Origin of the sequence: Streptomyces cahuitamycinicus (assembly GCF_002891435.1) — a bacterium.
GTDB classification, from domain to species: domain Bacteria; phylum Actinomycetota; class Actinomycetes; order Streptomycetales; family Streptomycetaceae; genus Streptomyces; species Streptomyces cahuitamycinicus.
Window position 1 is genome coordinate 38,256 of the sequence record NZ_POUC01000012.1, and the last position, 11,277, is coordinate 49,532.

8 protein-coding genes and 1 pseudogene are annotated in these 11,277 nt (G+C 70.0%); 6 read left to right on the forward strand and 3 right to left on the reverse strand.

Annotated elements, in window-relative coordinates:
* Nucleotide 1 precedes the first annotated feature (1 nt).
* A complete protein-coding gene (locus C1J00_RS45005; RefSeq protein WP_180989386.1) occupies nucleotides 2-265 on the reverse strand; it encodes a hypothetical protein in 264 nt (87 codons plus the stop codon).
* Here C1J00_RS45005 and C1J00_RS03320 point away from each other — a divergent pair.
* Nucleotides 170-1,177, forward strand: a pseudogene (locus C1J00_RS03320) (diguanylate cyclase domain-containing protein); the annotation flags it as partial. The gene C1J00_RS45005 and the pseudogene C1J00_RS03320 overlap by 96 nt on opposite strands.
* A gap of 126 nt (nucleotides 1,178-1,303) precedes the next feature.
* Entirely contained in the window at nucleotides 1,304-2,842 is a 1,539-nt protein-coding gene (hutH, locus tag C1J00_RS03325; protein WP_102907520.1) for a histidine ammonia-lyase, read from the forward strand.
* Between the two features lie 46 nt (nucleotides 2,843-2,888).
* Here hutH and C1J00_RS03330 read toward each other — a convergent pair whose 3' ends face one another.
* Entirely contained in the window at nucleotides 2,889-3,203 is a 315-nt protein-coding gene (locus C1J00_RS03330) for a hypothetical protein (RefSeq protein WP_180989382.1), read from the reverse strand.
* A gap of 110 nt (nucleotides 3,204-3,313) precedes the next feature.
* On the opposite strand from C1J00_RS03330, the gene C1J00_RS03335 reads away from it, so the two are divergent.
* From C1J00_RS03335 to C1J00_RS03350, 3 genes are all read left to right on the forward strand, one after another.
* Nucleotides 3,314-3,643: a hypothetical protein gene (locus tag C1J00_RS03335; RefSeq protein WP_102907521.1), complete on the forward strand. Its 330-nt coding sequence runs from the start codon at nucleotides 3,314-3,316 to the stop codon at nucleotides 3,641-3,643.
* 263 nt (nucleotides 3,644-3,906) lie between these two features.
* On the forward strand, nucleotides 3,907-5,157 hold the full coding sequence (locus tag C1J00_RS03340; protein WP_102907529.1) for a L,D-transpeptidase: 1,251 nt from the start codon (nucleotides 3,907-3,909) through the stop codon (nucleotides 5,155-5,157).
* Between the two features lie 355 nt (nucleotides 5,158-5,512).
* Nucleotides 5,513-8,779, forward strand: a complete 3,267-nt coding sequence (locus C1J00_RS03350; RefSeq protein ID WP_102907530.1) for a S8 family serine peptidase — start codon at nucleotides 5,513-5,515, stop codon at nucleotides 8,777-8,779.
* A 184-nt stretch (nucleotides 8,780-8,963) separates the two neighbouring features.
* Here C1J00_RS03350 and C1J00_RS03355 read toward each other — a convergent pair whose 3' ends face one another.
* On the reverse strand, nucleotides 8,964-9,878 hold the full coding sequence (locus tag C1J00_RS03355) for a helix-turn-helix domain-containing protein (RefSeq protein ID WP_102907522.1): 915 nt from the start codon (nucleotides 9,876-9,878) through the stop codon (nucleotides 8,964-8,966).
* Nucleotides 9,879-10,059: 181 nt separating this feature from the next.
* On the opposite strand from C1J00_RS03355, the gene C1J00_RS03360 reads away from it, so the two are divergent.
* Nucleotides 10,060-11,100 (forward strand): NAD(P)-dependent alcohol dehydrogenase, encoded by a 1,041-nt coding sequence (locus C1J00_RS03360; RefSeq protein ID WP_102907523.1) that lies wholly within the window; start codon nucleotides 10,060-10,062, stop codon nucleotides 11,098-11,100.
* Nucleotides 11,101-11,277 lie beyond the last annotated feature (177 nt).

Consider the following 11,277-nt stretch of genomic DNA (forward strand, 5'->3'; position numbering starts at 1 on the left):
GTCACCGCCGGGCCGCCGCGCGCGTTTCGGTGCGGTGGTCGTAGTACGCCCAGACGCTCACCGCGGCCACGACGGTGAGCGCGACCGTCAGGACCCGTACCACGCCACCGGTCAGGTAGGCGACGAGACCGGTGAGCCCCGCTCCGGACAGCATGATCAGGCGGCTGACGAAGCGGTTCTCGGGCGGCTGCGGGTCCTCGTGAACGTCGGCGAGCTGGCCGAGGGTGAGGAGGAGTTCCCGGAGGACGAGGCCTACCCGGTGCACCAGTTCGCGGAGATCACCGAGTTCCTGCACGAGCAGTGGGCCGGTGGCGGGGAGCCCGACGCGTGGGTGGAGACCGCCGAGGGGCCTGCCGCCGGGCGGCGGCCCGGGTACTGCCATCAGCGGGTGGCCGCCCTGCGCCGCCGGGGCCGCGGTTGCTGCGTGGTCGCGCCCATCGTGCTGCACGGCCGGGCCTGGGGCGAGCTGTACGTGGCCCGCCCTGCCGGTGAAGCCGTCTTCGGGCGGGGTGACGCCGACTTCGCCACGGTCCTCGCCTCCGTCGTGGCCGCCGGCATCGCCCAGACCGAGCGGCTGGAGGAGGCCCGGCGGCTCGCCTTCACCGACTCCCTCACCGGACTCGCCAACCGGCGCGCCGTGGACGTACGCCTGGAGCAGGCGATCGAGCGGCACCGCAGGGACGGGGCCGTCGTCAGTCTCGTCGTCTGCGATCTGAACGGGCTCAAGCGGGTCAACGACACCCATGGGCACGCCGCCGGCGACCGGCTTCTGGAGCGGTTCGGCTCGGTGCTGTCGCTGTGCGGGGCCATGCTGCCGGGGGCGCTGGCCGCGCGGCTCGGCGGGGACGAGTTCTGTCTGCTCGCGGTCGGGCCGCCCGCCGACCAGGTCGTGAAGGCAGCCCATGAACTGTGCCGCAGGGCCGCCGAATTGGAGCTCGGGGACGGGGTGGCCTGCGGGGTCGCCTCCACCGAGGATCCGATCGGGCCCGTGCGCTCGGCCCGGCGGCTCTTCCGGCTCGCCGACGCCGCCCAGTACCGGGCCAAGGCCGAGCGGGCGAGCCGGCCGGTCGTGGCGGGGCGGGCCGGGCCCGACGATCCCGTCGTGCGGCTCGCGGACGAGCCGTCCCAGGAGTCCGGCGGTGAGCGCCGGCGGTTCCGGGGCCGGCACGCGCCCTGACTCGGCCGGGGGCGGTCGGCACGCGCCCTGTCTCGGCCAGGGTGGTGTGACGTATTCGGTAAGGGGTGAACGGCGCCCCCAGTGGTGACATCATCGAATTCACTGCGTACGCTCCTGAATATGGATATGCACACTGTGGTGGTGGGGACGTCCGGGGTGACCGCGTCCCACGTGCTCGCCGTGGCGCGCGGCGGCGCCCGCGTCGAGCTCTCCGAGGAGGCCGTGGCCGCCCTCGCCGCGGCCCGCGAGATCGTGGACGCGCTGGCGGCCAAGCCGGACCCCGTGTACGGCGTGAGCACCGGCTTCGGCGCCCTGGCGACCCGGCACATCAGCCCGGAGCTGCGCGCACAGCTCCAGCGCAACATCGTCCGCTCGCACGCCGCCGGCATGGGCCCCGCCGTCGAGCGGGAAGTCGTGCGCGCCCTGATGTTCCTGCGGCTGAAGACCGTCTGCTCCGGGCACACCGGTGTACGCCCCGAGGTCGCGCAGACCATGGCCGACCTCCTCAACGCCGGAATCACCCCCGTCGTGCACGAGTACGGCTCCCTCGGCTGCTCCGGCGACCTCGCGCCGCTGTCCCACTGCGCCCTCGCGCTCATGGGCGAGGGCGACGCCGAGGGCCCCGACGGTGTCGTACGCCCGGCCGCCGAACTCCTCGCCGCGCACGGCATCCAGCCGGTCGAACTGCGCGAGAAGGAAGGCCTCGCCCTCCTCAACGGCACCGACGGCATGCTCGGCATGCTGGTGATGGCCCTGGCCGACCTGGAGACGCTCTACCGGTCCGCCGACGTCACCGCCGCCCTGTCGCTGGAGGGCCTGCTCGGCACCGACAAGGTCCTCGCGCCCGAACTGCACGCCATCCGGCCGCACCCGGGGCAGGCCGCCAGTGCCGCCAACATGCTCGCCGTGCTGAAGGGTTCCGGGCTGACCGGGCACCACCAGGACGACGCGCCGCGCGTCCAGGACGCCTACTCGGTGCGCTGCGCCCCGCAGGTCGCCGGGGCGGGGCGGGACACCATGACCCACGCCCGGCTGGTCGCCGACCGCGAGCTGGCCTCCGCGGTGGACAACCCGGTGGTGCTGCCCGACGGGCGTGTGGAGTCCAACGGCAACTTCCACGGTGCGCCGGTCGCCTACGTCCTGGACTTCCTCGCCATCGCCGCCGCCGACCTCGGGTCCATCGCCGAGCGGCGCACCGACCGGCTGCTCGACAAGAACCGCAGCCACGGCCTGCCGCCGTTCCTCGCCGACGACCCCGGTGTGGACTCGGGCCTGATGATCGCTCAGTACACGCAGGCCGCGCTGGTGAGCGAGCTCAAGCGGCTCGCCGTACCGGCGTCGGCCGACTCGATCCCGTCCTCCGCCATGCAGGAGGACCACGTCTCGATGGGCTGGTCGGCGGCGCGCAAACTGCGCACGGCCGTCGACAATCTCACGCGCGTCCTCGCCATCGAGCTCTACGCCGCCACGCGCGCCGTCGAGCTGCGCGAGGGACTGACTCCGGGGCCCGCGTCGCGGGCGGTCATCGACGCCGTACGGGAGGCGGGAGTCCAGGGACCCGGACCGGACCGGTTCCTCGCGCCCGACCTCGCCGCCGCGGACGCGTTCGTGCGCGACGGACGGCTGCTGGCCGCGGTCGAGAGGGTCACCGGGCCGCTCCGGTAGGGGCGGAGGGGCCCTGCCGACCGGCGGGGCCCCGGGTGAGACGCCGTCAGAACCCGAGGCGTTCCCGGCGCACCGAGTACACGACGAACCCTGCGCCCAGCGTGAGGCAGAAGGTCCCGCCGATCACGTACGGCGTGCTGTCGAAGCTGCCGGTGTCGGCGAGGCGGGCGCCGCCGACGGAGGCGTCCGCGGTCGTGGCGGCGATCCGCGCCTGCTCCGTGACCTGCGGCGACGGGCTCGCCGAGACCGCGTCTCTCACCGGGGAGTCCGACGTCGCGTTCGCGGACGGAACGAACCACAGGGCGCCCAGCAGGGACGCCGCGGCGGTGGCGGTCAGCAACGGTCGGCGAGCGGATGACACGGAATATCGATCCCCCTTGTGGCGCTGGCGAATTGGCCGTGTGGGGCGATGTTAGTGAAAGTCGCGGGTCACGGGAAAGTCACGGGAGGACCTGGACGTACGCTCGCGCCATGAGCACTGCAGAGTCATCACGTTTTGTACGGATTCGAGTGGAACTCGTTCTCGAAGTCGACGACGCGGACGCGGTCACCAAGTCCGCGCTGCGCCGGATCGCCGACGAGGCGGAGATGCCGGCGTCGGAACGGGCCCACGCCGAGAGCGCTGTGACGGAAGACACCGCGGAGGCCCTCGCCTATCTCGTCGACCCGTTCGACCTGGTCAGCCAGGTGCCGGGGGTGGAGCTCCAGCAGGCCTCCTGGAGCAGCGAACGGGTCGACTACGACCCCGATTCGCCTGAGTGGGACCTCGACGAGGATGATGGCGACGACAGCGACGGCTGAGCGTCCGGGAAAATCGTGGCCCCGGGAGGCAACCGCCGCCCGGGGTCTTCTCGTCTCAAGCGGCGCACGGATCGCACTCGTATCGCCGGCACCGTCCGTCACGGACGTGGTGATCCCCACACCTTGGTGACATGGGGAACCGGACGAACCGGCCGTAGCGTTGAAAGTTCCGGACGAGGACTCACGAGTGGCGGCGGGGGCACTCAGTTCTGACGGGGACACTCGGGGTTTTGGGGAAGTCGGCAACAATGGAGAAGCGTGTGATGACGGTCGGTAAGCGGCGCAAGGGCCTGACGGTCGCGTCCGCACTGCTCGGTGGAGTGCTGATGCTCTCGGCGTGTTCCGGAGGCGACGACAACGCCTCCGGGGGCGACGGCGGCGACAGCTCTCAGTCGAAGGTCGACGAGGCCGCGGCGAAGAAGACCTCCGAGGCCCAGATCAAGATCACACCCGAGGACGGCTCCGACAACGCCTCCATCAACAACTCCGCAGCGGTGACCGTGAGCAAGGGCACGCTCACCGACGTGAAGATGACGACGTCGGAGGGCGCGGAGGTCAGCGGCGAGATATCCGCCGACAAGACCAGCTGGAAGCCGACCGCCCAGCTGGAGCGGTCCACGACCTACAAGCTGTCGGCCGAGGCGAAGGACTCCGACGGACGCGTCGCCCACGAGAACGCCTCGTTCACCACGGTCTCCCCGGCCAACAGCTTCATCGGCAACTTCACCCCGGACGACGGCACCACCGTGGGCGTCGGCATGCCGGTTTCGATCAACTTCGACAAGGCGATCACCAACAAGGCCGCGGTCCAGAAGGGCATCAAGGTCAGCACGACCGGCGGCCAGGAAGTCGCCTGCCACTGGTTCAACGCCAACCGCATGGACTGCCGGCCCGAGGACTACTGGAAGGAAGGCTCCACCGTCACGCTGAAGCTCGCGCTCGACGGCGTCGAGGGAGCCAAGGGCGTCTTCGGTGTCCAGCAGAAGACGGTCACCTTCAAGGTCGGCCGCAACCAGGTCTCGTACGTCGACGCGAAGACCAAGCAGATGAAGATCACGCAGGACGGCAAGGTCGTCCGCACGATCCCGATCTCCGCCGGCTCGCCCGAGAACAAGACGTACGAGGGCATCATGGTGATGTCCGAGAAGTTCAAGGAGACGCGCATGAACGGCGCGACCGTGGGCTTCACGGACGACGACGGCAAGGGCGAGTACGACATCAAGGACGTGCCGCACGCCATCCGCCTCTCCAGCTCCGGCACCTTCATCCACGGCAACTACTGGGGCGCGAAGTCCATCTTCGGCAGCGTGAACACCAGCCACGGCTGCGTCGGCCTGCAGGACGCCAAGGGCGCCAACGACCCGAACACCCCGGGCGCGTGGTTCTTCAAGAACTCGATGCTCGGTGACGTGGTGGTCGTCGAGAACACCGGCGACAAGACCATCGCGCCGGACAACGGCCTCAACGGCTGGAACATGAGCTGGGCCGACTGGAAGGCCGGCTCGGCGGTCTGACGGTTCGCCGGCTTCGCTGACGAAAGGCCGCCGTCCACCCCTGGAGAGGAGTGGGCGGCGGCCTTTCGTCTCTTCTGTCAAGGAGAACGCGCGTGCGTAACCATGCCGCCCCGTAACGGAGTTCCGACGGCCGTGTAACAGTCGGCCGACGGATTTCTTACCTCCTTCTCATCTATTGAGCACCTGATCACCCCTCGGCATACTGCCTGTTCCGGGGGGCGTACGAGCATGCGTACGAGACCACCCCCGGCCGGGTGAACGGGGAATTCGCCCGGTTCTTCTGCAAGGGGGAAACTTGCGCAGACAAGTGAAAAGGGCGTGCGCGGCCACGGTCGCCACAGCGGCGGCCGTGGCCATGGCGGCGGGTATGACCAGCCCGGCGTCGGCCAACGGCGAGCGGGCGGCAGCGGCCGCCAAGCCGGCGTCCCTTACCGCCAAGCACCGCATCACACTGATCACCGGCGACCGCGTCGTCCTGGACGCCAAGGGCCGTGTCATCGGCCTGGAGCACGCCAAGGGCCGTGAGAACGTGCCCGTCCAGGTCCGCAAGGTCGACGGCCACACCCTCGTCATTCCGGCGGACGCGGCCCGCCTGGTCGCCACCGGCAAGCTCGACCAGCGGCTCTTCGACGTCACCGAGCTCAACAAGTCCACGACCCGGAAGGCCCAGAAGAAGGGCCTGAAGGTCATCGTCGGCTACCGGGGCGGCGCCGCGGCCACCAAGGCCGACGTCCGCGAGGCCGGCACCCTGCACCACACACTGAAGTCCGTGAACGCGGACGCGGTGCAGACGCCGCAGGCGGACACACCCGAACTCTGGGACGCGGTCACCAACGGTGAGAAAACCGCTTCCGGTATCGCGCACGTCTGGCTCGACGGCGTCCGCAAGGCCAGCCTCGACAAGTCCGTCACCCAGATCGGCACCCCCAAGGCGTGGGCGGCCGGCTACGACGGCAAGGGCACCAAGATCGCCGTCCTGGACACCGGTGTCGACGCCACCCACGACGACCTCAAGGGTCAGGTGGTGGGCGCCAAGAACTTCACCACCTCACCCGACGCCACCGACAAGCTCGGCCACGGCACGCACGTCGCCTCCATCGCGGCCGGCACCGGCAAGAAGTCCGGCGGCAAGTACAAGGGCGTCGCGCCCGGCGCGAAGATCCTCAACGGCAAGGTCCTCGACGACGCCGGCTTCGGCAGCGACTCCGAGATCGTCGCCGGTATGGAGTGGGCCGTCGCCGAGGGCGCCGACGTCATCAACATGAGCCTGGGCGGCCTCGACACGCCCGCCATCGACCCGATGGAAGCGGCGGTGAACAGGCTCTCCGAGGAGAAGGGCGTCCTGTTCGCCATCGCGGCCGGCAACGAGGGCGACTTCGGCGAGCAGACCGTCGGATCCCCGGGCAGCGCCGCCGCGGCCCTGACCGTCGGCGCGGTCGACGACAAGGACAAACTGGCCGACTTCTCCAGCCGCGGCCCCGGCACGGACGGTGCCCTCAAGCCGGACGTGACCGCGCCCGGCGTGGACATCACCGCGGCCTCCGCCCCGGGCAACCAGATAGCCCAGGAGGTCGGCGAGAAGCCGGCCGGCTACATGACGATCTCCGGCACGTCGATGGCGACCCCGCATGTCGCGGGCGCGGCGGCGATCCTCAAGCAGCAGCACCCGGAGTGGAAGTACGCCGAGCTGAAGGGCGCCCTCGCCGGCTCCACCAAGGGCGGCAAGTACACCCCGTTCCAGCAGGGTTCGGGCCGGATCCAGGTCGACAAGGCCATCAAGCAGTCCCTGATCGCCGAGCCGGCCTCGGTGAGCTTCGGGGTGCAGCAGTGGCCGCACACCGACGACAAGCCGGTCACCAAGCAGCTGACGTACCGCAACCTCGGTACGAAGGACGTCACGCTGAAGCTGGCGTCGACGGCCACCAACCCCAAGGGCCAGGCCGTCCCGTCCGGCTTCTTCAAGCTCGGCGCCACCTCGGTGACGGTCCCGGCCGGCGGCAAGGCCTCCGTGCCGTTCACCGTCAACACCAAGCTGGGCGGCACGGTCGACGGCGCGTACTCGGCGTACGTGACGGCCAGGGGCGGCGGCCAGACCGTCCGCACTGCGGCGGCGGTGCAGCGTGAGGTCGAGTCGTACGACGTGACGCTGAAGTTCCTCGACCGCGACGGCAAGGCGGCGAAGAACTACAGCGCCGACCTGACCGGCACCGCCGGTCTGGGCAAGGGCAAGGGGGCCATGCCGTACGACGAGGACGGCACGGCCACCGCCCGCCTCCCCAAGGGCACCTACATCCTCAACACGAGCATCTACGTGGGCGACGACCCGGAGAAGTTCGAGGGCGTCGACTGGCTGGCCCAGCCCAAGCTGAACCTCACCAAGAAGACGACGGTCACGCTGGACGCCCGCAAGGCCAAGCCGGTGGACATCACCGTCCCGGCCACGGGCGTCAAGTCGGAGTTCGCCTCGGCCGACTACACCGTGGAGGCCGGTGACAGCAGCTACGGCTTCGGCTGGTGGCTGGATTCCTTCGCCGACATCCGCACCGCCCACGTCGGCCCGCAGATCACCGACGGTTCGGTGACCCAGCAGTGGGACGGCCACTGGTCCAAGGGCGGCAAGGAGGAGTACAACACCGTCGCCGGCGGCCCGGTCAAGAAGCTCGCCACCGGTTACACCAAGCACTACAAGGCGAGCGAGTTCGCCACGGTGAAGGCGGGCCTCGGCGCCTCGGCGAGCGGCAAGAAGGGCTCGATCAACGCGGTGGGCTGGATGCCGTGGAGCAACAGCGCCTCCTCGATCGGCATCCCGCAGACCCTGCCCGGCACGCGCACCCTGCGCCTGTCCGCCCAGGGCGGCGTGAAGTGGCAGCTCGAATTCGCCCAGTCCGGCGGTGTGGACGCGGACGGGTTCCCGGTCGACGAGGCCGCCTACTCGATGGGCACGCACAAGTTCGCCGCCGGCAAGAGCTACTCGAAGACCGTCAACACGGCAGTCTTCGGACCGCGTCTGAGCGGTGACCTCGGTGTCTTCCGCGAGGGCAACGAGATCTACGGTTCCCTGCCGCTGTTCGCCGACGGCAAGGGCAACGTGGGCTACTCGACGTTCTCCGCGGTCGACACGACCCTGTACCGCAACGGCACCAAGGTCGGCAGCCACGACGACCCGCTGTTCGGCGACAAGCAGTTCAAGGTCCCGGCCGGTGACGCCGCGTACAAGCTGACGACGTCGGTCAAGCGCAGCGTCAAGGTCGCGGCGGCCTCCACCCGGGTCGACGCCAGCTGGACGTTCCGCTCGAAGAAGACCAGCGACATCACCAAGCTGCCCGCCTCCACGGCCCGCTTCGGCGCGACCACGGGCCTGGACAGCAAGGCCCCGGCCGGCAAGACCGTCAAGATCCCGGTCACCGTCGAGGGCGCGGCCAAGGGCAGCAACCTGAAGTCGCTGTCGGTGTACGCGTCGTACGACTACGGCAAGACCTGGAAGAAGCTCACCGTCAAGGACGGCAAGGTGAGCGTCAAGAACCCGGCGAAGGGGAAGGCCATCTCCTTCCACGCCAAGATCGCCGACAAGAAGGGCAACAAGTCGACGATCTCGATCTACAACGCGTACTACGGCAAGTAGACGCGTACTGCGGCAAGCAAGCGGTAGCGCAAGCGCGTTGACGACCCGTCGGGGGCTCTGCTCCCGGCGGGTCTGCCGTATGGTCCCCGCATGACCGCCGCAGTGGCCGCCATGATCACCGCCGTCGTGGGCGTCCTGGGAACGCGGGAGGACCCCGGCGTCGTCGACTGAGGCGAGGCCCTTGCTACTCCGACGGTGCCGATGCCCTGGTGCCTGAGCGGGTGGCGTCCGCCCCCCAGCTCGCCAGCAGGCGCAGGGCCTCCGCCGACGGGGTGCCCGGCTCCGCGTGGTACGTGATCAGGGACTGCTCGACGTCGTCGACCAGGCGGAACGTCTCGAAGGACAAGGTCAGGTCGCCGGCCAGGGGATGGCGCATGCGCTTGACGCCGTAACTCTTCTCCTTGACGTTGTGGGCGGCCCACAGGCGGCGGAAGTCCTCGCTCTTCACGGACAGCTCGCCCACCAGGGCCGACAAGCGCGGGTCGTCCGGGTGGCAGCCCGCGTCCATGCGCAGGTAGCCGACGATGTCGGACGCCTTCTGGTCCCACTCCACGAACAGCTCGCGGTACTCGGGCCTGAGGAACACCATCCGCGCCCAGTTCCGCTCCGGCGCCGGCAGCTCCGCCCAGTCGCCGAAGACGGCCGCGGCCATCCGGTTCCAGGCCAGGATCTCCGAGCGGCGCCCGACGATGTACGCCGGGACGCCCTCGATCGAGTCCAGCAGATGCCGCAGCGCCGGCCGCACCTGCTGGCTGCGCGCCACCGGCTTCTTCTTGTTCTGCTTCGGCTTCGCCAGATGCATCAGGTGCGCATGCTCGGCATCGCTCAGCCGCAGGGCGCGCGCGATCGCGTCCAGCACCTCCGCGGAGACATTGCGGCCGTTGCCCTGCTCCAGCCGGGTGTAGTACGCCACGGACACCCCGGCCAGCTGCGCCAGCTCCTCACGGCGCAGCCCGGGTACCCGGCGCCGCCCGAAGTCGGGCAGCCCCACGTCCTCGGGCTTCAGCCGGGCCCGCCGGGTGCGCAGGAACTCACTGAGGTCGGCGCGCCGGTCCAGGCCGCCACCGGCCGTCTGTGCGGGTCCGGGCTGTTCGTCCATGCCGTCCAGTATTCACGGTCGTACGCACACGAGCCTGACCCCGCCAGTGGTACGCACCGTGTGCGTACGCAAAAGCGTGGTCTGGGTGAGCGCTCGCGGATCGGGCACGCTGGTGATCGTGCCCGGTCCGAAGATCCAGAAGGCAGCCGGGCACACAATCCCCGCTAGGAGAACCCCCGGCATGACCACTGTTGCTGCGTACGCCGCTCCCGCTCCCAAGGCTCCGCTGGAGCGCACCACCATCGAGCGCCGCGCGGTCCGCGAGTTCGACGTCCTGATCGACATCAAGTTCGCCGGCATCTGCCACTCGGACATCCACCAGGCCCAGGAGGGCTGGGGCGAGGCGATCTTCCCGATGGTCCCGGGCCACGAGATAGCCGGTGTCGTCACCGAGGTCGGCCCGGGCGTCACGAAGTTCGCCGTCGGTGACCGCGTCGGTGTCGGCTGCATGGTCGACTCCTGCCGCGAGTGCGAGAACTGCGAGGCCGGACGCGAGCAGTACTGCGTCAAGGGCAACGTCCCCACCTACAACGGCATCGGCAAGGACGGCGAGCCCACCTACGGCGGCTACGCGCAGAAGGTCGTCGTCGACGAGAACTTCGTCCTCCGCATCCCCGACGGGCTGTCGCTCGACATCGCCGCGCCGCTGCTGTGCGCCGGCATCACCCTCTACTCCCCGCTCCGCCGCTTCGGCGCCGGCCCCGGCAAGAAGGTCGCGATCGTCGGCCTGGGCGGCCTCGGCCACATGGGCGTCAAGATCGCCAACGCCCTCGGCGCCGAGGTGACCGTGCTGTCGCAGTCCCTGCGCAAGCAGGAGGACGGCCTGCGCCTGGGCGCGGCCCACTACTACGCCACCAGCGACCCGAAGACCTTCGAGGAACTGGCCGGCACCTTCGACCTGATCGTGTCCACGGTGTCCGCCCCGCTGGACTTCAACGCCTACCTGTCGCTGCTGAAGACCGAGGGCACGCTGGCGAACGTCGGCGCCCCCGAGGAGCCCGTCTCCCTCAACCTCTTCTCGGTGATCGGCGGCGGCAAGACCCTCGCCGGTTCCATGATCGGCGGCATCGCGGAGACCCAGGAGATGCTGGACTTCTGCGCCGAGCACGGCCTCGGCGCCGAGATCGAGCTGATCAGCGGTGACCAGATCAACGAGGCGTACGACCGGGTCCAGGCCAGCGACGTGCGCTACCGGTTCGTGATCGACACGGCGACGATCTGACACCCGACCCGCTGGAAAGCACCCCTTGAGGGCCCCGGACGCGCCGCGTGCCGGGGCCCTCAGGGCGTTCGTCCTGCACGACGGGGCGCGCTCGGGGCACTCGTGGAGCGCACGCGGGGTAGACCTGGGGCGGCGCACGCGGGGTAGACGTGGGGCGCGCACGGGGTAGAGGTGGGG